25 protein-coding genes and 1 other annotated feature are annotated in these 24,554 nt (G+C 53.1%); of the genes, 11 read left to right on the top strand and 14 right to left on the bottom strand.

Annotated elements, in window-relative coordinates:
* The first annotated feature begins 370 nt into the window (after positions 1-370).
* From JC200_RS15230 to JC200_RS15220, 3 genes are all read left to right on the top strand, one after another.
* The gene (locus tag JC200_RS15230) at positions 371-3,799 is read left to right on the top strand and encodes a pyruvate carboxylase (RefSeq protein ID WP_274432535.1); all 3,429 of its coding nucleotides are present in this window, start codon (positions 371-373) and stop codon (positions 3,797-3,799) included.
* Positions 3,800-3,945: 146 nt separating this feature from the next.
* Positions 3,946-4,383 carry an acyl-CoA thioesterase gene (locus tag JC200_RS15225; protein WP_274432534.1) on the top strand — a complete coding sequence of 146 codons (438 nt, stop codon included), beginning with the start codon at positions 3,946-3,948 and terminating at the stop codon, positions 4,381-4,383.
* 5 nt (positions 4,384-4,388) lie between these two features.
* Complete coding sequence (locus tag JC200_RS15220; RefSeq protein ID WP_443111914.1) at positions 4,389-5,081, top strand: alpha/beta fold hydrolase; 693 nt, start codon at positions 4,389-4,391, stop codon at positions 5,079-5,081.
* 72 nt (positions 5,082-5,153) lie between these two features.
* Here JC200_RS15220 and JC200_RS15215 read toward each other — a convergent pair whose 3' ends face one another.
* The 3 genes from JC200_RS15215 to aroF all read right to left on the bottom strand — a co-directional run bounded on the left by JC200_RS15215 (position 5,154) and on the right by aroF (position 7,719).
* Positions 5,154-5,873 (bottom strand): 3-ketoacyl-ACP reductase, encoded by a 720-nt coding sequence (locus JC200_RS15215; RefSeq protein ID WP_274432532.1) that lies wholly within the window; start codon positions 5,871-5,873, stop codon positions 5,154-5,156.
* A gap of 26 nt (positions 5,874-5,899) precedes the next feature.
* Positions 5,900-6,640, bottom strand: coding sequence for an SDR family oxidoreductase (locus tag JC200_RS15210; protein WP_274432531.1), 741 nt, complete (start codon positions 6,638-6,640; stop codon positions 5,900-5,902).
* A gap of 221 nt (positions 6,641-6,861) precedes the next feature.
* On the bottom strand, positions 6,862-7,719 hold the full coding sequence (aroF, locus tag JC200_RS15205; RefSeq protein ID WP_274432530.1) for a 3-deoxy-7-phosphoheptulonate synthase: 858 nt from the start codon (positions 7,717-7,719) through the stop codon (positions 6,862-6,864).
* A gap of 133 nt (positions 7,720-7,852) precedes the next feature.
* Positions 7,853-8,098: a binding site (T-box leader), on the bottom strand.
* A 372-nt stretch (positions 8,099-8,470) separates the two neighbouring features.
* Between aroF and JC200_RS15200 the strand changes: the two genes are divergently transcribed.
* Both JC200_RS15200 and JC200_RS15195 read left to right on the top strand, forming a co-directional pair.
* Complete coding sequence (locus JC200_RS15200; protein WP_274432529.1) at positions 8,471-9,091, top strand: hypothetical protein; 621 nt, start codon at positions 8,471-8,473, stop codon at positions 9,089-9,091.
* 195 nt (positions 9,092-9,286) lie between these two features.
* Entirely contained in the window at positions 9,287-9,904 is a 618-nt protein-coding gene (locus tag JC200_RS15195; RefSeq protein WP_274432528.1) for a TMEM175 family protein, read from the top strand.
* A gap of 75 nt (positions 9,905-9,979) precedes the next feature.
* Here the strand turns inward: JC200_RS15195 and JC200_RS15190 are convergent, their stop codons facing one another.
* The 4 genes from JC200_RS15190 to ilvA all read right to left on the bottom strand — a co-directional run bounded on the left by JC200_RS15190 (position 9,980) and on the right by ilvA (position 13,567).
* The gene (locus JC200_RS15190; protein WP_274432527.1) at positions 9,980-10,453 is read right to left on the bottom strand and encodes a flavin reductase family protein; all 474 of its coding nucleotides are present in this window, start codon (positions 10,451-10,453) and stop codon (positions 9,980-9,982) included.
* Between the two features lie 118 nt (positions 10,454-10,571).
* On the bottom strand, positions 10,572-11,744 hold the full coding sequence (locus tag JC200_RS15185) for an aminotransferase class I/II-fold pyridoxal phosphate-dependent enzyme (RefSeq protein WP_274432526.1): 1,173 nt from the start codon (positions 11,742-11,744) through the stop codon (positions 10,572-10,574).
* The gene (locus JC200_RS15180) at positions 11,741-12,235 is read right to left on the bottom strand and encodes an Lrp/AsnC family transcriptional regulator (RefSeq protein WP_443111826.1); all 495 of its coding nucleotides are present in this window, start codon (positions 12,233-12,235) and stop codon (positions 11,741-11,743) included. Before JC200_RS15180 ends, JC200_RS15185 begins: the two co-directional genes overlap by 4 nt.
* Before the next feature lie 30 nt (positions 12,236-12,265).
* A complete protein-coding gene (gene ilvA, locus JC200_RS15175; protein ID WP_274432525.1) occupies positions 12,266-13,567 on the bottom strand; it encodes a threonine ammonia-lyase IlvA in 1,302 nt (433 codons plus the stop codon).
* A gap of 118 nt (positions 13,568-13,685) precedes the next feature.
* On the opposite strand from ilvA, the gene JC200_RS15170 reads away from it, so the two are divergent.
* From JC200_RS15170 to JC200_RS15160, 3 genes are all read left to right on the top strand, one after another.
* Positions 13,686-14,066, top strand: a complete 381-nt coding sequence (locus JC200_RS15170) for a hypothetical protein (RefSeq protein WP_274432524.1) — start codon at positions 13,686-13,688, stop codon at positions 14,064-14,066.
* Positions 14,067-14,163: 97 nt separating this feature from the next.
* Positions 14,164-14,295, top strand: coding sequence for a hypothetical protein (locus tag JC200_RS15165; protein ID WP_274432523.1), 132 nt, complete (start codon positions 14,164-14,166; stop codon positions 14,293-14,295).
* 271 nt (positions 14,296-14,566) lie between these two features.
* The gene (locus tag JC200_RS15160; protein WP_274432522.1) at positions 14,567-15,250 is read left to right on the top strand and encodes a hypothetical protein; all 684 of its coding nucleotides are present in this window, start codon (positions 14,567-14,569) and stop codon (positions 15,248-15,250) included.
* Between the two features lie 43 nt (positions 15,251-15,293).
* Here the strand turns inward: JC200_RS15160 and ade are convergent, their stop codons facing one another.
* A complete protein-coding gene (gene ade, locus JC200_RS15155) occupies positions 15,294-17,081 on the bottom strand; it encodes an adenine deaminase (RefSeq protein ID WP_274432521.1) in 1,788 nt (595 codons plus the stop codon).
* A 213-nt stretch (positions 17,082-17,294) separates the two neighbouring features.
* On the opposite strand from ade, the gene JC200_RS15150 reads away from it, so the two are divergent.
* Complete coding sequence (locus JC200_RS15150) at positions 17,295-17,660, top strand: YqzG/YhdC family protein (RefSeq protein WP_274432520.1); 366 nt, start codon at positions 17,295-17,297, stop codon at positions 17,658-17,660.
* A 54-nt stretch (positions 17,661-17,714) separates the two neighbouring features.
* Here the strand turns inward: JC200_RS15150 and JC200_RS15145 are convergent, their stop codons facing one another.
* Positions 17,715-18,968, bottom strand: a complete 1,254-nt coding sequence (locus JC200_RS15145; RefSeq protein ID WP_274432519.1) for an aminopeptidase — start codon at positions 18,966-18,968, stop codon at positions 17,715-17,717.
* Positions 18,969-18,972: 4 nt separating this feature from the next.
* A complete protein-coding gene (locus JC200_RS15140) occupies positions 18,973-20,247 on the bottom strand; it encodes an MFS transporter (protein WP_274432518.1) in 1,275 nt (424 codons plus the stop codon).
* Between the two features lie 348 nt (positions 20,248-20,595).
* Here JC200_RS15140 and JC200_RS15135 point away from each other — a divergent pair, with 348 nt between their 5' ends.
* Entirely contained in the window at positions 20,596-21,792 is a 1,197-nt protein-coding gene (locus JC200_RS15135) for an MFS transporter (protein ID WP_274432517.1), read from the top strand.
* Positions 21,793-21,796: 4 nt separating this feature from the next.
* Here JC200_RS15135 and JC200_RS15130 read toward each other — a convergent pair whose 3' ends face one another.
* Positions 21,797-21,955, bottom strand: coding sequence for a hypothetical protein (locus JC200_RS15130; protein ID WP_274432516.1), 159 nt, complete (start codon positions 21,953-21,955; stop codon positions 21,797-21,799).
* A 65-nt stretch (positions 21,956-22,020) separates the two neighbouring features.
* On the opposite strand from JC200_RS15130, the gene JC200_RS15125 reads away from it, so the two are divergent.
* On the top strand, positions 22,021-22,695 hold the full coding sequence (locus JC200_RS15125) for a polysaccharide deacetylase family protein (protein WP_274432515.1): 675 nt from the start codon (positions 22,021-22,023) through the stop codon (positions 22,693-22,695).
* 30 nt (positions 22,696-22,725) lie between these two features.
* Here the strand turns inward: JC200_RS15125 and JC200_RS15120 are convergent, their stop codons facing one another.
* From JC200_RS15120 to JC200_RS15110, 3 genes are all read right to left on the bottom strand, one after another.
* A complete protein-coding gene (locus JC200_RS15120; protein WP_274432514.1) occupies positions 22,726-23,208 on the bottom strand; it encodes a hypothetical protein in 483 nt (160 codons plus the stop codon).
* Between the two features lie 125 nt (positions 23,209-23,333).
* Complete coding sequence (locus JC200_RS15115; protein ID WP_274432513.1) at positions 23,334-23,963, bottom strand: alpha/beta family hydrolase; 630 nt, start codon at positions 23,961-23,963, stop codon at positions 23,334-23,336.
* A gap of 96 nt (positions 23,964-24,059) precedes the next feature.
* Positions 24,060-24,380: a hypothetical protein gene (locus JC200_RS15110; RefSeq protein ID WP_274432512.1), complete on the bottom strand. Its 321-nt coding sequence runs from the start codon at positions 24,378-24,380 to the stop codon at positions 24,060-24,062.
* Positions 24,381-24,554 lie beyond the last annotated feature (174 nt).

Below are 24,554 nucleotides of genomic sequence, written 5' to 3'. Positions count from 1 at the left end.
GGCGCTATTCCCACGAGACGGCGGGACTGCCGCGCTATCCCGCCACACCTCCGCTAAGAGTGTGAGTCAGCACGAGAACCCTTGCCATCGGAGCATGTGCAAGAAACTTGACATGGAGCTTCGATTCGGACGAAACACCATGTATACTAATAGTGACGCGGCTTGGCCGCAGGAGTTTGCGCACCGCAGGAGTTCGCGGCGCCCGGGGGAGTTTCGCAGGCCTCACCGAGGAAATTTAGCAGTTCTCGTCGGGATGGTTTCGCAGGCCCCGCCGCACGATTCAGCCGTGTACCTACAGAAATTACGCAGTGCCTACAGAGATTACGGCGAGCCTGAGACAGTGACTTAGCCGCAGGGAGAGGAGAGCCCAATGAAACACTTTTCGAAAATTCTGGTAGCCAACAGAGGCGAAATCGCGATCCGCATCTGCCGCGCCTGTACGGAACTCGGAATCCGCACGGTCGCGGTGTACACCGAAGAAGACAAACTGTCCTTGCACCGCTACAAAGCGGATGAAGCGTATTTGATCGGCGAAGATAAAGGCCCAGTCGAGGCCTACCTTGACGTCGAAAGTATCGTTGACGTGGCGCTGCGCGCAGAGTGCGACGCCATTCATCCAGGCTACGGCTTCCTGTCTGAGAGCGAGGCGCTCGCCCGCGCTTGTGAGGTCGCAGGCATCACGTTCATCGGACCGCGGCCCGAGCACCTCGACATGTTTGGGGACAAAGTGTCAGCCCGGCGCGTCGCAATGGAAGCCGGCATCCCGGTCGTGCCCGGGTCAGACGGGCCAGTCGACCTGGACGAAGCGCGCCGGTACGCTGCCGAGATCGGCTACCCAGTGATGCTGAAGGCTGTCAGCGGCGGCGGCGGACGCGGTATGCGCGTCGTCCACTCCGAAGCGGAGCTGGGCGACCTGTACAACAGAGCGTCGTCTGAGGCACAGGCCGCCTTCGGATCCGGTGGCGTCTACGTGGAAAAGTACATCCCCGCGCCAAAGCACATCGAAGTGCAGATTCTCGGCGATGAGCACGGCAACCTCGTGCACCTGTTTGAGCGCGACTGCTCAATTCAGCGGCGCCACCAGAAGGTCATTGAAATTGCGCCCGCACTCATTGCGGACGAGGTGCGCAACCGCATCTGTGACACCGCCGTCAAACTGATGAAGCACGCCAACTACGTGAACGCCGGGACAGTCGAATTCCTGCTCACGGACAGCGGCGAATTCTACTTTATTGAGGTCAACCCGCGCGTCCAAGTGGAGCACACCATTACCGAGCTCATCACCGGAATTGACATTGTGCAGTCACAGATCCGCGTCGCCCAGGGCTACAGGCTCGACAGCCTGGACATCGGGATCGCTTCACAAGAAGCAGTGTCCACACACGGCTACGCGATTCAGTGCCGCGTGACGACAGAAGACCCGCTGAACGGGTTCATGCCTGACACAGGCCGCATCGCAACATATCGATCGGCGGCTGGATTCGGGATCCGCCTGGATACCGGCAACGGCTACACGGGCGCGCGCGTTCTGCCGTTTTACGACTCACTGCTCGTCAAAGTCAGCTCGTTTGGTCTCACGTTTGAGAAGACGGCGAGCAAGATGGCCCGTGCGCTGGCAGAGTTCCGCATCCGCGGCGTCAAGACGAACATCCCGTTTCTGTCAAACGTGATCCACCACCCGAGGTTCCTGGCTGGTAACTGCGACGTCCACTTCATCGATGACCACCCCGAACTGTTTGTGTTCCCGCCACGCCGGGACCGCGCGAGTAAACTGCTGCGTTACATCGGCGACGTCACGGTGAACGGGCCGGACGGGACGGGTCCGGAAGAGAAACCGGCTATCACTTCGCCGCACGTGCCAAACTACCCGTTTGAAGAGACGCGGCCGCAAGGCACCAGGGATTTGTTGAACAGTCTCGGCGCCGAGCGATTCCTACAGTTCATTCGCGACGAGAAGCGCTTGTGGCTGACGGACACGACGTTCCGCGATGCACACCAGTCGCTGCTTGCAACGCGGGTGCGTACGCGCGATTTACTGGCGATCGCGGACGCAACGTCGCGCATCGGAGCAAACCTGTTCTCGATGGAAGTGTGGGGTGGCGCGACGTTTGACGCGAGCATGCGGTTTTTGAAGGAAGACCCGTGGGAACGCCTCGCTGCACTGCGCGAAGCCATCCCGAACGTCTTGTTCCAGATGTTGCTGCGCGGCGCAAACGCCGTCGGCTACAAGAACTACCCGGACAACACCGTGCGCGCCTTCACGCGGCAGGCAGCGGAGAGTGGCGTCGACGTGTTTCGGATCTTCGACAGCCTGAACTACGTCCCGAACATGCTGACCGCAATTGACGAAGTGAGAAGCGCCGGCAAGATTGCAGAAGCTGCCATCTGCTACACAGGCGACATCCTCGACCCGACGCGCACGCGCTACGACCTGCACTACTACGTGGAGATGGCACAAACGCTCGAGCAAGCAGGCGCGCAGGTGCTCGCGATCAAAGACATGGCGGGCCTGCTCAAGCCGTACGCAGCTGCCGAGTTGGTGAAAGCACTGCGCGACCATGTGTCCGTCCCAATTCACCTCCACACCCACGACACCAGCGGCAATGGCCTCTCCACGCTGATGATGGCGACGGAGGCTGGCGTCGACATCGCTGACGTCGCGATTAGCTCGGTCGCCGGCACAACGTCGCAGCCGAGTTGGAACTCACTTGTCGCATCGCTGCAGTTTACTGACCGTGCAGTACCCGACAAGCTCACAGACCTGCAAGTGCTCGCGGACTATTGGACGACCGTTCGGCGCTACTACAGCCGCTTTGAAAGCGGGCTGACCGTGCCGTCTACAGAAGTCTACCAGCATGAAATGCCAGGCGGTCAGTACACTAACCTGCGCGAACAGGCCATCGCACTTGGCATCGGCGACAAGTTTGACGACGTCAAACGGGCGTACGCGCAAGTGAACCAACTGCTCGGCGACATCGTAAAAGTGACACCGTCTTCGAAGATGGTCGGCGACTTCGCGCTGTTCATGGTGCAAAACGGACTGAACCCGCAGACGTTGATCGAGCGCGCAGCCGACCTCGACTTCCCAGGGTCCGTGATTGACTACTTCATGGGCCACATGGGCCAACCCCCAGGTGGCTTCCCCGAGGCCCTGCAGAGGGCGGTACTGCGCGACCGCACACCGCTCACAGTTCGCCCAGGTGAACTGCTGCCGCCAGTAGAAATCGACGTTGAGGCAGAGCACCTGCAAGAGTTGCTGGGACACGCGCCGAGCAACGAGCAGGTGATGTCGTACCTAATGTACCCGGCGGTGACGCTCGACCTGATTCAGCACCGCACGGAGTACGGCAACCTGACGCCACTCGACACCTTGACCTTTTTCTATGGCATGCGCTCTGGCGAGGAAATTGCCGTGCCAATTGAAGAGGGCAAGACGCTCATCGTCAAGCTGCTGTCGATTGGCGACCTGCAACCGGACGGCAAGCGCACCGTGTTCTTCGAGCTCAACGGACAGCCGCGCGAGCTTGAGATTCTCGATCGCGCCGCCCCCCGCTCCGCCGACGCACGGCGTAAGACCAGCGGCGACCCAAAGGAAGTCGGGGCGAGCATGCCAGGCAACGTGATCTCAGTCCTCGTTCAACCAGGTGACGCGATCGAAAAAAACAGCTTGCTCGCTGTGACGGAAGCGATGAAGATGGAAATGCAGATTCAGTCTCCCATCGACGGCGTCGTCAAGGAAGTCCTGTGTAAAGCGGGCGAACGCGTTGAACCGGGCGACTTGCTGTTCGTACTCGAATAGTAATCGGTCAAGGTAGACCCGGCAGGCTGGCGCGACGAGATTGGGGAATGTCTGTCGCTCGGCCTGACCGGGTCTGTGGTCAAGGGTCTGTGGTTAATCCAGGGGTTAATTTCTGCCCTCATTCCATGCGGAAAGGACTCACACCGATGGTCTCACACACCGTCCCGTTTACCGTCGCCTGGCGCCACGTCGACGCAGCGGGCCTGATTTACTACCCGAACATCTTCCGTTACTTCGAAGAAGCCGAGCACCAGTTGCTTGCCCGCCTCGGTTATCCCCACAACGAGCCAGCGCCAAAGGGCATTGCATTCCCGCGCGTACACGTCGAGTGCAACTACTTGCGGCCGCTGCAACTCGGAGACAGCGGCACAGTCACCTGTAGCGTGACCAAGGTCGGCGAGAAGTCGATGACCTTTGAGTTTGACGTCGTGAAACACAAAAACGGCAAAGGCGAGAGCGCCGGCGGAACGGAAGGGGTTCTCTGCGCGAAGGGGCAGATTGTGTCTGTGACGATGGATCCCGCAACTGGACAGGGCGTCCCCCTCCCAACCGACCTGCGCGCCGCGCTCGAGGGATTGGAGTGAGTGCCATCGAAACCCAAACAAGAGTGATTGAACTAGACGGGCTGAAGTTTCAGTTTCGGGAAACGGGAGAGGAATCTGCGCCACCGCTCATAGCTCTTCACGCACTGGGACAGAGCGGTGCGTCTTTCGACGCGGTCGCAGCCACGCTCGCTAGGAAGTACCGTGTGCTGGCGCTCGACCTGCGCGGGCACGGCGGGAGCGCGCGACCAGGGACGTACTCGTTCGAACTGATGCGCGATGACCTGCGCCAATTTGCGAATACCCTGGGGCTAGAGAGCTTCACACTGCTCGGTCACTCCATGGGTGGCACCGTGTCTTATCTGTTCGCTGAGGCCTATCCGGACCGAATTGTGCAACTCATTGTGGAGGATACTCCGCCCCCGTTCCCAGATAAGCAGTTGGAGATCCCGCCCGAGCCAGCACAGCCGCTGCCCTTTGACTACTTTGTTGTGCCGCCCATCTTTCGCCAACTCAATGACCCCGACCCCGCATGGTGGCAGCAATTACCCGAGATATCCGCACCCACCCTCATTGTCGGTGGTGGGTCGACCAGCCACATCCCGCAAGACAAGCTAGAGGAAGTGTCGAAGCTGATACCAAACTGTGAGCTCGTCACCGTCGAAGGTGCCGGTCACAATGTGCACAGCGTCAACCTCCCGGCTTTCCTGGACGCCGTGACGAGGTTTTTAGACGTCTAAGGCCAGTCGTCGCTGCCGAACACTCGCTACAGCCCCGTATCCCTGGGCTGTGGCGAGTCTAGGACTGTTGTCTTACTGTGGATTCGTCGTCCAAATTCCGGCCAAGTTGACAAAGACGCGTTCCGGCAGTTTCAAAATGGAGGTAATCAATTCTGCTACGTCCTCAGGCTGTAACATACGGTCTTCGGGTCCGATTTTCAGGCCAATGCTGGACGCCATTTCTGTGTTCACAGTGCTCGGTGTGAGTGCCGTGACGCGAATATTGTGACGCCTAGCCTCCTGCATCAGCGACTCGGTGAACCCCATGATGCCAAACTTCGAGGCGGAGTACGCAGAAGTTGTCGCGGCACCTCTCTGGCCAGAGGTCGAACTGACGTTTAAAATCGCACCGGTGTTCCGCTGCATCATAACTGGTAGCACAGCCCGGGTGACGTAGTACGTGCCAAACAAATTCACTTTGACGATCCGTTCCCATTCCTCTGGGTCCATCTCACTGACTGTGCCAAACTGCGCCGTCCCAGCGTTGTTGATGAGCAGGTCAATCGGCCCTAAAGTTCCAGTCAGCTCAGCGATGGCTGTCTCCACACTTGCGCGGTCAGAAATGTCTGCTGCCGCATAGGCGACCCTGACTCCCGCCCTTTGTGAAATCGTGTCGGCGACTGTTTTCAGGTCGGACTCACTGCGCGCCAACAGCCCCACATGCACGCCTTCTGACGCTAGACGCAGTGCAGTCGCCTTGCCAATTCCCTTCCCGGCTCCAGTGACTAGTGCAACTTTCCCTTGCAAACTCATCCTCATCACCTACATTTGATTAGTTTTCAAGACGGCTGCGACGTCGGTCGAATCAGTATTTCGTTGACGGCTACCCGGTCAGGTTGTTCAATCGCGTAAAAAATGGCATTAGCGATGTCGTCTCCGGTCAATGCTTGTTCTGTAGAGCGGGACTTCAGTGCCGACAGCGCGTCCTCATCGGTGATAGTCGAGGTTAACTCTGTCTGCACCATACCCGGTGAGATGATGGTGGTCCGAATGTTCGCTGACGGAGACAGTTCCATGCGTAATCCTTCGGTGATGGCGCGCACGGCAAACTTCGTTCCGCTGTATACAGCGCCAGCCATACCCACGCGATGACCCGCGACAGATGACACGTTGATGACATGGCCGCTCTGTTGCCGTTCCATGACAGGTATTGCCGCCGCAATCCCGTACAGTACACCCTTGATGTTCACATCAACCATGCGGTCCCACTCATCCAACTTGCGCTTGTTCAAAAAGGAGAGCGGCATCAGGCCCGCGTTATTGACCCAGACGTCGATTCTCCCGTACGTCTCAACTGCATAATCTGCCAGAGCCTGGACCTGGTCCTTGTCAGCGATGTCCGCTGGGAAAAAACTCGCAGTCCCGCCTGCCCGTGTAATTTGCTCTACCGTTTCTTTCAACCGCTCTTCCCTGCGCGCAGACAACACTACCTTTGCCCCACCCTGCGCCAGCCGAACCGCCGCTGCTTGTCCAATGCCACTGCTGGCGCCGGTTACGACCACGACCTTGTTTGAAACCATATGTAGTCCCCTTCGTACATCAGATGTGTTGTCGTGCACTTTGAAATGGTTCCCCACCTGCGTTCTACCATACAATTAAATTGGCAGTGATATCATTCAAAGAGACACGCATTCGTTAACCATATATGGAGTGAACCTGTCAATCAAGCAGAGCTGAGGGTGGCAGTTGTCAGGCGCAGCGTGGTCACACCGCCGCGCCTCACACTACCGCCGTCAGCAGTTCAGCCGTACAGGGACGTCTCCATGTCGAAGCTAGCCTGAAAGGCCACGTAGTGTTCAACTCTTTTCATCAACTGATGAAACTGAAGGGGCGTAAGGCTCTGTTCGCCATCGGACAACGCTGTCTCGGGTGTCGGGTGAACTTCAAGGAGTAAACCGTCGGCGCCTGCCGCAAGCGATGCCATGCTCATCGCTGGAACATAACGTGCAATCCCCACACCGTGACTTGGGTCGATGAGGATAGGCAAGTGCGTCAGGTCTTTCACCACTGGTACGGCATTGAGGTCCAGTGTATTTCGTGTGGCCGTCTCGAAGGTGCGAATCCCCCGTTCACAGAGAATCACGTTCGAGTTGCCCTCATTCAAAATGTACTCCGCCGCCATCAACCACTCCTCAATCGTGGCCGACAGTCCCCGTTTTAATAGCACCGGCTTTGTAGTCTTTCCAACCGCCCGCAGCAGCGGGTAGTTCTGCATGTTCCTGGCCCCAACTTGAATGACATCGATGTAGTCGAGCGCAGCCGGCAGACTGTCTGTGTCCATAACTTCAGAGACGACCGGAAGACCTGTCGCCTGACGAGCCTCTGCTAGGTATTCCAAGCCTTCTATGCCAAGCCCTTGGAACGAGTACGGCGAGGTGCGCGGTTTAAACGCGCCGCCTCTCAGCATGTGTGCACCGCACAGCTTGAGTTCCTCTGCGATATCCAGGATTTGCTCTCGGCTCTCCACTGAGCAAGGACCTGCAATGACCGTGGGGGAACCGTCACCGACAAAATGCTTTCCGACCCGAACGACAGTAGACTCCAGATGAGAAGACCGGCTAACCAATTTGTACGGTTTGTTCGCAGCTTGCTTTGACATCAAACGATTCCTCCCCTGATTGAAATAGAAAACCCCCGTCCGGTTAGGGACGAGGGAATCTCGTGGTACCACCCTAGGCAAAAGGCGCGCGCCGTACTCGACAAGGGCTCACCAACATGAAAAGCCCCGTCCGAAAAGGGACGAGGCAATCTCGCGGTACCACCCTAATGAAAAGGCACGCAGCCTTTTACTTCATTGTGATAACGGAAACGTTGGGACATTTCCGGCTCGGGCTACAACTCGCTCTTGGACAAGTGCCAGAGGAGCTTCACCCTGCGGCTCAGAAGTGAACTTCCGCAATACATCTCAGTTCGGTTTGCACCACCCACCGACTCTCTGGACTGATCCGAATGCGTACTCTCTTCATCAAAGCCGTTGCAATATTGAATTGTTAACATCGTACGCGGATGAAAGGTCGGATGTCAACGGTTGTTAGCCCAATTTGTAATTTCCGACGATGGACTACTCGCCATGGCCGATATGTGTAACACCTGGTTCAGCATGATCAGACTAGCTCAGTTCGCAACCACAATTATCCTATTTGCTCTGTAGTCGTTTCCGTCAACACAGGATAATGAAACCGTAACCAGGATGGGTTTCCTGCCAAACCGCCAAAAGGAGCGTGAGACGAAAACTCGCGACTCGCCAAGAGTGCGTTAGCTCGACGGACCTGTCCATACAATTCAGTAGCGTGATTCTCAGTCGCACTCGTATCAGGTTTTACAAATTACTACTTAAGGAGGTCAATGCTATGAGCTCTTACCTCGACGCAATTTCGACGGAGTTCAAGCGCAGCCCATGGAACGCGTTTGTAGTCATCGTATTTACACTCGCCCGACTGCTGGTTGGATGGGATTGGTTTAAAGCTGGGTGGGATAAGTTGACGGTCGAACACTGGCTGTCCGACGGCAAGTTTAACAGCGGGGGCCTGTTAAAGGGCATGGTTTCGTCCGTGCAGCACTCCCACGGCATGGACCCATTGCACCTCGACAATTTGTTAATCTGGTTTACAAACCACATTTTCTTAAACCTTGGCGGTTTCTTGGACTTCCTCGTCATTCTGTTTGAAATCGTCATCGGGCTGTTCGTGTTCTTTGGATTCGGGTTTATCGCCAGCATGGTCGCCGCGCTATTCCTGAACTTCCTGTACGCGACCGCTGGTGCTGCAAACAACTTTGGTTACATGGTGACCGACATCGTGTACCTGTACCTGCCTACCTACGGCAACCTAATCGGCATCGACGGATACCTGCGGTTCCGCCGCGGTGGAAACTTGTTGAGCGTGCGCGGAGTCAGCCGCAAGTCAAAGAACAGCGGATCGGACAGCAACTTCAAGACGACTGGTGGTTCTGGAACACCTTCCAAGATGTAACGGCTTAGAATGAGCGTTCAACACAGTTACAAAGGGTCGTCCTGCCGTGCAAGTTCGCACTGGAGGGCGACCCCTTTGTGTTGACCTAGAGTTGGACAAGGAGACATCCCCTAGGCCACAGTTGTTGGGGAAATTCTCTTGTGCTAATCTACCGAAAACAACGGACAGACTCGATGTCTGAAAAGAGGATTTTCGGTGAGTAGAAGCAGACTGGAAGCGTTCAGCGATGGCGTACTTGCCATCATCATTACCATCATGGTACTGAATCTTAGAATTCCCAATCAGGGAAGTTTTCGTGCTCTGGCACCCTTGTATCCCGTATTCGGCAGCTATGTGTTGAGCTTCATCTACGTGGCAATTTACTGGGGAAACCATCACAACATGATTCATGCTGTTAAAAGAGTATCGGGAAAAATGATTTGGACGAATATGCACTTGCTATTCTGGATCTCTTTGTTTCCTTTTTGCACTGGATGGATGGGGGAGAACCACTTCGCGTCAGCACCTACTGCGCTGTACGGGGTAGTGTTGCTCATGGCCTCTATTGCTTACATGATGTTACAGCGCACCATTATCTCCGCCGACGCTGAATTCCTGAAGAGAGCGCTCGGACGTGACTGGAAGGGCAAACTATCTCCCCTATTCTACGTTGCGGGTATCGTCGTTTCTCCATGGTCCTCTGAGGCTGCCCAAACAGTCTATGGATTGGTCGCCATCCTGTGGTTAATACCGGACCGAAGAATTGCACGCGCAGTGGAAAGAGAACGCAGAAGAGAACGCGCACTAGAAAAAATGAACGAAAAGCCAACCTGAGAGAAGAAAACAGGCTGTTCCGCGGTGCGCAAACACCTCCGGACAGCCTGTGTTCGACTCAACCTTTTGCTGGTTTCATTCCTCAGTGAGTGTCTTATACTGCCCACGGACAAACAACAGCGGGTTCCCATCAGAAACGCGTCCATCTATGACTCGGCCAACGATAATCAGATGGTCTCCTGCCTGATGTCGGTCGTACACCTCACAGTCAAAATACCCCAGCACATCGGGCAGAATCGGACTGCCTGAAACTCCTTGGGTATAGGGAACACCTGCAAAACGGTCCGTTCCCTTGGATGCGAATGTACGAGACAGTTCCTCTTGCCGATCACTCAGGATGTTTACAGCAAAGGCGCTCACACGTTTGAACTCTTCGTACATACTCGCGTGGTCTCCGACCGTGACCAACAGAAGTGGAGGATCAAGGGAAACCGAAGTAAAGGAGTTGACCGTCATACCGGTCGGTTTTCCATTCGTTGACATCATCGTGACAATGGTTATGCCGGTTGCAAACGCTCCAGCGATGTTGCGGAATTCCCTAGGGTCCACGGTACCCCTCCCGTCTACTGAATTCACATGGCAGGGTGCCGTTGTGACAGCCCTATCGCCGGGTTTGACGCGGTGCTCGCAACTGCCGCCTCACAGTTAGAGACACCGTCTCTTTACCTTACCACAGGCGGTCAACAAACCTTGCAATCCGTAGAAGGGCAATTTCAATTTGCTGAATTGATGTAGCATACGAACAGCGGATAAAGCCTTCACCGGTTGCCCCAAATACGTCCCCAGGCACCACAGCAACCTGGGTTTCGCGCAGCAGCGCTTCGCAGAACTCTTGTGAACTCATACCGGTGTTACGGATGTCGGGAAACGCGTAAAAGGCGCCTTGCGGTGAGTGGCAAGTCAAGCCCATCTGATTGAACCCGTCGACAATCAGTCTCCTGCGCTGGTCGTAGCTGGCGACCATTCGGTCCTTTTCCTCTTTACCGTGTGTCAGTGCTTCAAGAGCCGCCATCTGCCCCATACTCGGTGCACACAGTGATGTGTACTGATGCACTTTCAGCATCGCACCAATCACGTCTTCCGGCCCCACTGCATAGCCAATGCGCCAACCTGTCATAGCGAACGCCTTGGACAAGCCGCTCACGACAATCGTTCGCTCTTTCATCCCTGGCAGTGCAGCGATGCTGGCGTGCTGGGAACCATACGTCAACTCGGCGTAGATTTCATCCGAGATCACGAATAGGTCGTGAGCAATTGCGACTTCTGCAATCGCGGCCAGGTCATCCGACGTCATAATCGCGCCTGTCGGGTTGTTTGGATAGCACAAGACGAGCACTTTACTGGCGGACGTGACGCAGCCTTCAAGTGTTGCGGCAGTCAATCGAAAGTTATCTTCCGGATAGGTCGGCACGTCGACCACCGTCGCTCCTGCGAGGAGCGCACAAGGGCGATAGGAGACATAAGTAGGTCCTGGGATGAGAACCTCGTCCCCAGGGTGTATGAGTGCCCGTAACGCCAAGTCGATAGCTTCACTGCCACCGACGGTCACAAGCACCTCCTGCGCCGGGTCGTAGTGCAGTTCGAAGTTCTCAAGGTACGCGGTGATGGCCTCACACAGTTCAGGCAAACCGCGGTTTGATGTGTAGGTAGTAACCCCTCGTTCAAGCGCGTACAGAGAAGCTTCTCGAATATGCCACGGAGTCACGAAGTCCGGTTCGCCAACACCGAGCGAGATGACATTCTCCATTTGACTCGCTAAGTCAAAGAAGCGTCTGATGCCAGAGGGTGGCAGGGCGTCCACGACGGGAGACAGTCGACTACTCCGCGCTCCAATCGTCATGGCGCCACCACGAGGCGGCGGTCATCTTCGTGATCGTCGAAGATAACACCAGCTTCCTTGTAGTTCTTCAGCATGAAGTGGGTCGTCGTCGAATGGACGTTTTCAATCGTCGCGAGCTTTTCGGACACGAAACGGGAGATGGATTGTAGGTCGCTTCCTTCCACGGTCACCTGCAAGTCGTTGCCGCCAGACATCAGGAACACCGACCGCACCTCCGGGAAGCGATAAATCCGCTCCGCGATGGCGTCAAAGCCGACCTCCCGCTGCGGGATGACTTTCACTTCGATCACGGCCGTCACCCGGGGAGTAGCCACTTTGTCCCAGTCAATCACCGCCGAATAGCGCAGAATGACGTGCTTCCGTTCGAGCTCCTGGACTGCCTGTTCCACCTCTTCTTGCGAGGCGCCAAGCAGCGTCGCTAGCGTCTGCGTGGACAGTCGCGAATCCATTGCGAGGAGCCGCAACAACTCGAGTACTTTCACATCTGTCACGGGGATTACACCTGCCTCTTTTTCATGACCCTAAATGAGAAGTTGGAAGAGCGCCGGATCGCGATTGATTTCCATATACGAGATACCGTGCGTCCGCATGCGGTCCATCAGCGACGCGTAGTCCTCCCGCTGCTTCAACTCAATGCCTACGAGCGCGGGGCCATTTTCTTTGTTGTTTTTTTTAATGTATTCAAAGCGCGTGATATCGTCATCAGAGCCAACCACAAGATCAATGAACTCACGCAGGGCGCCTGCGCGCTGCGGAAATTGGATGAGAAAGTAGTGCATCAGCCCTTCGTAAATCAGAGACCGCTCTTTAATCTCCTGCATCCGGTCAATGTCGTTGTTCCCCCCGCTGACGACGCAGACTACGTTTTTTCCCACGATCTCGTCGCGGTAAAAATCGAGCGCCGCAATTGGCATGGCGCCTGCGGGTTCTGCCACAATGGCGTTCTCATTGTACAGTTCGAGAATTGTGGTGCAGGTCTTCCCTTCCGGCACGATCACGATATCATCCACGACTTCCCTGCAGACCTCGTACGTGAGCTGTCCAACTTGCTTGACAGCCGCACCGTCTACAAACTTGTCGATCTCTTCGAGAGCGACTACCTTGCCTGCTTCGAACGACCGTTTCATCGACGGAGCCCCTGCAGGCTCCGCACCTATGACTTTCGTGTAAGGACTCACCGCCTTGACATAACTGCCGACACCTGAAATCAGTCCACCCCCGCCAATGCTCATGAACACAAAGTCTACCGGTGTCTTCATCGCGTCCATCTGGTTGATGATTTCGATGCCTACCGTCCCTTGACCAGCCGCGATGAGCGGGTCATTGAACGGGTGCACAAAAATACGCTGCTTCTCGTCGCAGTAGGCAATGGCAGCCACGTATGCATCGTCGAAGGTGTCGCCGATGAGGTGGACGTCAACGAAAGACGCACCGAACAGTTTCACCTGAGAGACTTTCTGACGCGGTGTGGTGGTCGGCATGAAAATGGACCCGTGCACCTCAAGCTGTCGGCAAGAGTAGGCCACTCCCTGCGCATGATTGCCTGCGCTCGCACAGACGACTCCGCGCATCAACTCATCGGCAGACAAGTTGCGCAGAAAGTTGTAAGCGCCTCGAATCTTGAAGGACCGGACGCGCTGAAGGTCTTCCCGTTTGAGATACACGTTGCAGTTGTAGCGGTCGGAGAGCACGGCGTTGCGCGTGAGCGGGGTATCGACAGTGACTTCCTGCACGGTGTGAAATGCGCGGCGGATGTCTTCTATGTCCAGTCCTCGTACGCCAGATACCGGGTCCGAGGCGTCCACATTGTGCATACCGGACATGCTCCTCTCCTAGCTCTCTGTATATAGCAAATAATATAACACACAGGCATAGGGGCGACCAGACGCCACTTCGAAGGTATAGTATGAAGGGAGTGGAGTAATGGGGGGTGTCCTAGGTATGCTGAACTTCCTGCGATGGCCAAAACGAAAGCTGCCACCCATGTTCAAGTGCGTTTGGTGCGAACGGCGTCCCGGTGAAGTGATGCACCACCACATCCCGCTCTGTCGCACTTGCGCTAGTACACTGCGAAACGATATCTCATTGCACGGCCAAGCGGTCATAGCCGGACTCGAAGACCTCCGACAAACTACAGACACAGATGTTCGTGCTGAGCTTGCCGACCGCATTATTGAACACGCCGGCAAGTTGGTCCGCTATGAAGACCAGCACCTGCAGACCATCCTACCCGAACCAACGGTCGTGATCCACAAAGTCCGGACGCAAGAGACTGACGACCTAGTAGTCGAGACGTACGACGAAGACGAGACGAATCAGTAGTGTCCATTGGCGTTCACTCGCGCGTGTCGGCAGCAGCCCTGTTCCCGCCCGAACCGCGCCCGAAATGTTGCCGACACACAAGTCAAGGAGGAGTTTCGTGCCAGAGCTTGTTTTTCCGCCGGCCATTTTGCAGTCGCTCAAATACGCTGCACCTAGCCTGTGGATCCCGCCGGTATCGCCTGACACTATGAATTACGGAGTGCGTATCAAAAACACCGTGACACACTAGTCAATGCCGTGAGCCAATATCTCCCGTCTGCTAAAATCTCGACCATGCCAGAAGGCGGGGTGTTGTGTGCCCAGAACGTAGCGTTTACCAAGGTTCTGGAAGTTCATAAGACATTTCAGTTCCTTGCACCTCGTTCCCGAAAAATCACATGATCCAACACACGTTAGGTCAATCAGACATACATTAGCGTTCCTGTAGGTAAATCTATATACTAACGAAGCAACCCACCCGCTGGTCAAACCCCATTTACAATCAAAGGGAGCCAATTATCATGTCATGGACACAAGGTCAATCCAACAGAGGAAACCAGTCGCCGTATGTTGATTTTGAGAATGATGAGCGAAACAGACGACCCAATTACAGCAATCGAAGACAAAATCAGGTCACCACAAGCACTCCAGGTAACGTAGCTGCCACCTTTACTCAAGAAGGGCTTAGCACGTTCGCCTCCATCTTTTCCACTGCCGTTGAAGCCGCCATTGCAAAGTCCCTTCCAGAGGTTGTGGAACACGCTGTCGAGCGTAAACTTCAGGACGTTCTTCATGTCGTTCACAGTGAAGTAGACCGCTTAGCGGCAGAACTCGTAGCCAAAATCACGGAACAGACACAAGCTACGATTGGTGCCTTTCTAAAGGAATCGTTCAAAACCGAACAAGTCGACCTCCAAATGCACGATGCACCTCTTTCCGAAGAAACGTCGGCAGGTAACAGCCAGTCTAATCAGGTGAATCGGTCGACTACAGAACTAAACGCACTGATTGACACGCTAAAAGCTATCGGGCAACCGATTAAGGCATCTGAACTTCCTGCGCTCGTAAAGGAAGTGGAATGGGGCAAGAATCCATCCATGAAGATGACGAATCTCATGCATAAGTCCAACGGACAAATTGAACGTGTCGGCAGAGGACTTTACGGATATAAAAACATCGGCGAGAACGGTCCGGCCAGTTCCTGATTAGTAGTCTGCGTCAACTGTAAGTCGATGGATGACCCTTGATTTAATCATTGTCCTCCAGAGTAATCAGGCGAAAGTTTTCAACGTCGACAAGGCCCCGGTTCGAGATTCTGATTTCGGGAATTACGGGCAGCGCAATCAGCGAAAATGTCATGAAAGGGGCGTTCATTTCGCACCCTAGTTGTCGCCAAGCCCCTTCCAACTGCCCAACTTCTTGAACGACTTCGCCGAGAGATTTATCGGAAAGGAGTCCAGCTATCGGCATCGGTACGGCACCTTTAACCGTGCCACCGTCTACCACAATCATCCCTCCGCCGAGCTTTGCAAGTTCGTTGGCGGCGACAGCCATGTCCTCTGGATTCGTACCCATGACCAACAGGTTATGACTGTCGTGGGCCACGGTTGAAGCAACAGCCCCTCTTTGAAGTCCGAATCCACGCGCAAAACCGAGCGCAATCCCGCCTTGGCCGTCATGGCGGCTAACACAGGCGAGCGTAAGAATATCGTTCGCGACATCGGGCATGATTCTTCCCTGTTCAACGTGCAGCGTTGCCTTTACCCTTTGAGTCCTCGCGCTGTTCTCAATCACTTGAATCACGTTGACTACTGTCTTGTCGCGTTCACCAGAAGTCACGACTTGGAAGTCCCCGACTGTGAGAGGATGGTGAAGGTGAATGGAGTGCTTAACCTCATGAGGATAATCGAACGTCGGGAAAAGCCCTTGCATTAATCTGCCGTGGTCAAACACAATCTGCCCATCTGCAATTACGACATCGGGCTCAAAGCGATAGAGGTTGTCAATTATCAAAATGTCAGCGTATTTACCTGGCGTGAGACTTCCATGGTTGTCTTCAACATGAAAATAGCGAGCGGGATTAACGGTAGCCATCTGAATCGCCACCATCGGAGCAACCCCTTCCTGGATAGCGCGGCGAACGACGTGATTCAGATGTCCCTGCTCGATGAGCGTCTGGGGATACACATCGTCTGTAACAAGAGATATATTCCTTGTGTCCACATGGTCTTCAGTCACAACCTTAACAACTTCCTTCACGTCATGCCACGCGGAACCCTCGCGAATCATCAGGTGCATGCCAAGCCGCAACTTCTGTAACCCCTGCTCCCGAGTCACAGTCTCATGGCAAGACGAAACACCTGTGGCGATATACCCCTGCAGCATTCCCTCGTTCTCACTCGGGAAATGACCGGTTACGGTTTTTCTGGCCTTGATGGTTTCCCGAATTTCCCCACTCATGGTTTCATCCCCAAAAACCACTCCTGGAAAGTTCATGACTTCTCCAAGGCCGACAACATCATCCCGTTGCATGGCTTTCCCCACATCTTCAACGGTAATCGTCGCACCCGAGTCTTCTAATCCCGGGGCGGCAGGTACGCAGGATGGGAAAGTCGTGTAAACCTTAAGCGGCAATTCCCTCGCTTCTGCTTGCATGAGTTCTACTCCACGATTCCCGAATACATTGGAAATTTCATGCGGGTCCATGAAAATTGTCGTCGTGCCCTTGGGTAGGGCGGCCTTTGAAAATTCTGTAACGGTCAACATAGTACTCTCCACATGCATATGACCATCGATAAGACCTGGAACGACAAATCTTCCCCTAGCTTCTATGACCTCCGTATCGGTACCAATCGCAAATCGGCATTCTCCTACAAAGGCAATTCGTCCCTTTGCTACTGCAATGTCGGTGTTTTCGAGAAATTCGCCCGTCAACACGTTCACTAAAGTTCCACCGCGAATCACTAGGTCGGCAGGTTGTTCCCCCCTGGCGACCTGTGTCAAATGACAACTGACCTCGTGCAACGGGTGTCTCATATGCGTGTCTCCTCACTCATCACTGTCTGTCGATCTCAGTTCCATAAAACCCAAAGTCCATTTAGCGTAACCCGACTAAGCTGAGTAATTCTACCCTAACAGAATGATTGTCGTCTGACTTCAGCAATGCGATGACAATGAATTTCGTACTGATTTTTGACATTGTGGGCACTCTTATTTTGTAATCACAATTGTCCTTAGGGGGACGTTAGCTTGGTCAGCAAGCCATTGAGAGTAGCTTTAAGCAGCCTGTTCATGGTCGTCCCGGTAATGGTCAACTCCACGACCGTCTTTGCTGCACCGGTGAAAAGCATACAGAGCCCGTACATCAAACCCGAACCTGACTATGCAAAGTGGGGTAAGTTTGCGGTTTCCGAGACTCAAAAGCGCTACCCGCGGGCATCCGTGGTTGACTATTTACACGTCGGGCGACAAGCTGTATCACCATCAACGACACGAGAAGTGTTCAAGTTATGGCTCAAAGACGATAAACACGAGTTTGGGGTTTACGTACGGATTACCTTCAACACAAAAACAGAACAGATTTCAAAGACCAGCTTCCAAGAGACAAACCGCTGAGACGGCACGTTTCTTACGCTTTTCAGGGCCGAGAGTTGGGTGATAATGCGAATACTACAGAATCCACTTTCCGTGTTTTAGAATCTCAATCACGGCTCCATTTTCGCATTTTCCAACGATACTCAGTTCGCCAGAACCAATCATGAAATCTGTGTGGACCGTGCTTACATTGATTTCATTGGCTTCCAGTTCTCCTTCTGTCATCTCAGCCCCACCCTGTAGGCAAACCGGATAGGCATTCCCAAAGGCTAAATGACATGCCGCATTCTCGTCAAATAGGGTGTTTTGAAAGATGATCCCGAGTTCCGAAATGGGTGAGTTGTCCGGCACAATCGCGACCTCTCCAAGGTACCGAGCAGTGTCGCTCGACTGAAGTATTGCTTCAAGGATGCTGGTCTCCTCGTCCGTTGACGCTTTAATTTCCTCCGCGTAACCATTTCTAAAGGCAACAGTGAATTCGTTGACTAGGCGTCCGCCAAGATTTAATGGTTTGGTGGACCGAACAGTCCCATTCACACCATACTTCTTGGGTACCGTAAAGACTTCCTCCGCAGGGATGTTTGGAACGAATGACTGTCCTGCCTGAGTCTGCCGCTGCCCGCCTTTCCAGATGTGTCCTTTCGGAAGTTGAACCTCCAAATTGGTTCCTGGCGCCGTATAGTGCAGTGACGTAAGGTGGAGACCGTTTAACGTATCCTGGCGCTGCCTAAGGGAACTTACATGCTGTATCCAGGACTGGACTGCATCTGCCTGGTTCACTCGTGTTGCGGTGAAAATCAATTCCCAGAGTCGCTCGACTGCCTCATGCGCCGTTAAAGTCTGAAACACACTTTGGGCCCAATTGGGATTTGGCACGGAAACCAAGCACCAGGGAACTTTGTATTCGAGCATGTAACTTGCAAATTTTTTGTACGCTGCACCTAAGACACGTTGCACTGTCCCCAGCTTTTCTACAGCAATATCTCTCAACATGACCGGATCCGGAGAATAGATTGTGATGATTGCTGCTCCTTCCGCCGCCAACAGCTCAAAGAAACCGACTTTATGCTGAGGAACTGTTTCGAGTTCTGACAATGGAGAATGCAACAAAACGAGTCGCTCGAATTGCTCATCTTGCCAATCCACATGGACCCTGCGTGCTCCACGTGCATAAGCTTCGGTGGTTATCCGGTGGACCAGGTCACTTGCGAAAATAGGAGCCCGGATCAGGACCACCTGATCTGGCCGAACATCGACACCAATATTCACGATTAACGCTGCGTATTTGTTCAACTGCTCATGGAAAGAGTCCATATGGAAAGAGTCCATCAGGTCAACTCCCGTAGTCATTTTTTACTGCATTCATCGACACGGTCGATTCTTGGTGAATTTTGAAGGCAAGCGCGAAAGAAACAGACACGATGACCGCTATTACAATCATGCTGCCAAAGAGAACCGAAGCCTGCACCGAGTGATACACCAGACTGCCAAGGCTGATCCCGATGAAAAACGACAAATTTTGAGCAGTCGCAAACGTCGCGAAATAAAGCGCTGTGTTGCCCTCAGTCGGCAAGGAACTCAATTGGTCGTTGAGTTTAATAGCCCATAGAGCCTCTCCAATCGAGTAGAGCACCATTCCAACAACCCAAGACCAGACGCTACCCACCATTCCTCCTAAGGCCAAGCCACCCCCCGTACACAATGCGCCAATACTAAATACGATGGTGGCATCTTTGTAAGAAAACAGTCTAAGCGCAATGGGTTGACCAATCACTACCATAACCGTAGTAATTGCAACAATAGGTCCAAAGAGTACAACACCATTACTAAAGTGTTCCGTGAAATACAAAGGTATCGTAGAATCCAGTTGAGATTCCATGACTGTGAGCAGGAAAACCGACAATGTCGTGAGCAACAACGCTTTATCTGACAGAGCAGCCTTAAAAACTGGCACCATGAGAGACCTCGCAGAAGGTCTCGCCTCGTGTCTCATTTTTTCTGAAGAAATCCTTTTCCAAAAGAGTGATGCAAAGAGCAGGAACATGGCAACACGCGTCACTCCAAGTAGAATGATGGGAACATTAGAGTGCCCTGCTCTTAACAACTCTGACGCAACTAACAAACCTAAGAGAGCTCCAACATTGTTTATCCAATAAAGGTAGTTTTGCAGGCGAGCACGATGCTCAGACACGGAAACTAAGGTAATGACGCTCTGAATGCCACCGGACATAACGGACACTGCGAATCCGGACACAATCATGAGAATCAAAATGTAAATAAATTGGTTCAAAAAGGAAATAGCCCCGACGCTTAAGCCATATATGAGCAATCCGAGTGTGTACGACCGTAGAACTCCGATCCTATCCGAAATATATCCCCCAAGTAAACCGAATAGAATCGCAGGTAAGAAAGGTAACGCGACGAGCAATCCCGACTGAGATACTGAAAAGCCAAGCGCCTCTCGAAAGTAAATCACAAAAAATGGTTGCACCATATAAAAAGTTGCTGCCGACAACAATGCGATCCCCAGCAGCATAGTCACTTGTGGAGTCAAACCGTGTTGCAGCCGAATCCGAGAGAGGGCTAGCTCTTCACGCCTGTCGACCATTCCGCTGACACTCCTCCTTACGACCACCTGCATGTAATCGGTTCAACACCAAGCTTCTTAGACACCCCTGCTTAATGTCGATTCCTCTGAAGATTTTACACTAATTTTCAATCACCCACATTGTGAGACTTTCACTTTGTAAAGGTTAAGATGGAACCTGTTCCAACCCTGCGGCAGGTGTCCCTTCTCTCTGCAAAGTTGCAGTAAATAATTAAGTTCGTTATTATTCTTTAGCTGTTTAGTCCATTGTCATCACAAACCCGTTTGTTCCCAGACACCTCTTTGATGACCACTTCTAAGCAAACACCGGACTTTCAAAACAACAGGAAATCGTGAAGGGGAGCGACGATGATAGAAAACATCATAACGACAGAGGCAAAGCAAAAATCATTGTCTAATGGGCTCATTCTCTTGATGGCGGTTGCCTGTGGAGTCGCAGTCGCAAACCTTTATTACAACCAGCCCTTGCTGGCCGACATTGGGCGCACCTTCCATGCTACCGCGCAACAAACCGGAATCATCTCTATGTGTACGCAGATGGGGTATGCGCTGGGTATGTTTTTATTTGTTCCACTTGGCGATATGCACGAGCGACGCCGCATCATCCTGATATTACTGGTTGCCGTCACACTTTCCCTGATTGCTGTGGCAACCGCACAGAACATACTATGGATGGACCTGGCGAGTCTTGCAGTCGGCGTCACGACCGTCGTCCCACAGATGCTGATTCCACTGGCTGCCCACATGGCGGCTCCAGAGGAACGCGGAAAAGTCATTGGCAAGGTCATGAGCGGGCTGCTAATTGGCGTGCTCCTAGCACGCACGGTGGCCGGGTTCATCGGCGGCTCTTTTGGTTGGCGTTCGATGTACTGGGTTGCAGCGTTTCTCATGCTCGCCCTCGCAGTCCTCCTGCGCATGTTACTACCAGAAAGTCGTCCTGAAGCAAAACTTACTTACCAGCAACTACTCAGCTCCATTGGACACTTGATTGTGGAGCAGAGAACGTTGCGGGAAGCTTCCATCATTGGAGCAATGTCGTTTGGGGCGTTCAGTGTATTTTGGACCGTACTCGCATTTTTCATTGAAGTCCCGCCATATCACTACGGAAGCCAAATCGCTGGGCTATTTGGTTTAATAGGAGTGGTCGGCGCTGCAACAGCCCCTATCGCAGGACGCTTTGCTGACCGCTTCAGTGCCAAGATGGTAGTCGGCATCACAATTGCGATTACACTACTTTCATTTATCACCTTTTGGCTTTTTGGCTATCACCTGTGGGGACTTGTACTCGGTGTAATCTTGTTGGACTTGGGTGTTCAAGGGGCACAAATTTCGAACCAAGCAAGAATCTACAGTTTGGTTCCAGAAGCCCGCAATCGTTTGAATACAGTCTATATGGTCAGCTATTTCATCGGCGGATCAATCGGTTCATCGCTTGGCAGTTACGCATGGAGTCAATGGCAATGGCCGGGTGTCTGTGCGGTCGGCATTCTTATGATTATCGTTGGATTGGTCGCATGGAGTATCCCGCACAAAAACCACGGGTAAGTCCCTAAGCAAAACTTCTCGGCGAAACCTGTTCAACGCAGATGTCTGGGTTGACAGGGAGTCTGTGGTCAAAGTCCTGCAGCACCATACCCGCCATAGATTCTTCCTCGACCTTGGAGAACCCTGCCGCCTGCAAATGTTCCCAAGGTCTTCGCCTACTCATTACACACCGTCCGTTTGGGGAATATAACGATGATTGATTCTCGAATATGGATGGAGTTTTGGAACTTGAACTGGAAAACCGGAGTTATTGCCTGCGCCATTTTTGTCTGGTGCATTCCCGGCAATATTGCAACTGCGACAGCCGTCAAGCGCGTCCCTACAGATAAGAAAGTTGTCGCCTTAACCTTCGATGATGGCCCGAGCGCCAAATTTACCCCAATCATTCTGGAAACCCTTCGAGAAAACCATGCAAGAGCAACGTTTTTTGTGATTGGATCGCGAGTCGAAAGGTTACCTGAAGTCCTTACGGAAGAGTTGCGCGAACACGACGAGATAGCGAACCACTCGTTCAAACATCAAATCATGACCAGTCTTTCGGAACAACGCATTTACAGCGAATTGTCCAGTACACAGCAGGCAATCCAAGAAGCCACTGGAAGCGAACAACCGTTGATGTTTCGACCTCCACGGGGGCGCATCAATAAGAGAATCCTACAGGTCGCAGAAGACCATCATTATAAGGTCGTGATGTGGAGCATCGATTCTGGAGATTGGGCAAATCCAGGGGTTCATCAGATCGTCAAGACAGTTCTATCCCAAGTAAAAAGCGGTGACATTATTTTGTTTCATGATCAAGGCGGAAGCCGGAGGCAAACAGTCACTGCATTGAAGCAGATCATTCCCGTACTAAGGCGGAGGGGATATGAATTCGTTACCGTCTCCGATCTCATCTCCACCTAGCACGGGAGCAAGACGGATGGGTTTCTATGGTCACCTGTGCATTGCTTGCGCGTGCTGTCCCTGCTCGTGCTTCTGGAAGTTATAATCATGCCCAAGGAAGAGATGCGACTTCACAAGCCCGTATGGCGACAACTCTGCAACACTTGCCATCACGCAGAAAAAGGAAAGTGCCGCCATGATGAGGTGTGAAACCAATAAGGGATAGTGCAATCGGCGCCGACGCACATTATAGAAGAAGTAAAAGTACATACCGGAGAGAAACGTCGCGAGGATCACGATGAGTGACACCCACAGAATGACACCAGCGTATGAATGCGATGCAGCAGGGTGTCTCATCCAGCGGACAAACAGGACACAGAACATGATGACTGTAGAAGTCGCACCCACCACGTGTAACGTGACGAATAAGAAGCGCAAACCGGCCTTTATTCGGAAGCCAAAACCTGCAAACAGCGCCAGTCCCACCGCTGCAGTGGCTACCGCGACACGAAATGTCCATTGCTCCAAACTCACTGCGAACGCCTCCAGTTGACCGTCCTCGTGAAAGCAGGGAGGTTCCTTCTTGACAATGGAACCTCCACCACATGATCATTGTCGAGTTCTACTGTAGGCTTCCCTGGGGTCCAAAGAACTCATACCTAAATGGAGTTACTACAAAATTCATTGCAGAGGATGGCTACCTTTTTCAGTACATCAATGGAATCACTGTAATCTTCGGTCTCCAGCGCGTGGTCTCCTCCTGCTATGACGTGTAACTGGACGGTGGCTGAATTGCTGATTTGCGCAATCTCTGAAGCTCCGAACAGAGGATCAGCGTCACCAACGACAACAAGAGCGTTCTCTGATTGGCGTATGAAAGAAACCACTCGCCTTACTGGGGTTAGGAACACGTGATTACGAACTGGCAACGAAACTTTGCGCGAAACTTCCGTTTGCACGACCGTCCCAAGGCTTTTGCCTATAAAGACGATGGCCGAATACCGTTCTCTGGCCTCATTTTCTAGTGCGCCAGTCACCTCATCAACTAAATGACCAAGGTCATCAGCATCAAAATCAGTTCGATTCGCTTGATATCCATACTCCACACCGATGACATCACACCCGGCTTGGAAAGCTGCTCGTGCGGCGTACCACATCAGCGGAGCATCTAAGTTGTAGGCTGCACCGGGGAACACAACAGCTAGTTTCGACGACGGAGTCGTTTGTTGTAAGTACTGATACCTAGCGGGGATTGTCCCCCAACGCGTAACGACTTCCAATGTTGCCAATGCATTCACCACTCCCGTTCCGCTGTAATTCACAACACAATTTGATCCCATTGACGGACGCCACTCTCAATTAGCGGGCAAGGACTTGTTGGGTGCTTACCTGGCCCAACGTGCACCCTTGTCTCGAAGGAACGAGCGAAACTGTTGCTTAGTTGATTCATCCGCTGTGCTCTTCAGAACGGCTTCGTACGCTTCTCGAAGGTGACCCCAAAACATAGCTTCTTTGGAAGGAATCTTCATTTTTCCGACCATCGCGATGTATTCTCTAATTGCGTTGTCAGTTGGATTTTCTGTAAGGTGCCTTGTCAAACGGACCAATTTCTTTTCTTTGGCGCTCAAAATCCACCAAGATAAAAATCCAATGAATACGAATATCAAAACCACAAGGACTCTCGACAGAATTCGTATTGCCGGCATGGCAATCCCCCTCGTACCGATGGGAATGCGAGACTTCCTACCCGTCTGAGCAGCGCAGATATAGCAATTATACAGAATTATATCCACACAAAGAAAGAGAAAGTCTGTGCCAGGGGACTTGGAGCGTGTCATTCGAAACGACAAAACACACCCCGCAAAGCCAGTTGCCTGCGG

The sequence above is a fragment of the Alicyclobacillus sp. ALC3 genome, from assembly GCF_028751195.1.
In the GTDB taxonomy this organism is placed as follows: Bacteria; Bacillota; Bacilli; order Alicyclobacillales; family Alicyclobacillaceae; genus Alicyclobacillus_L.
Note: the sequence above shows the minus strand (reverse complement) of the source record. Positions and strands in the feature narration are given on the sequence as shown.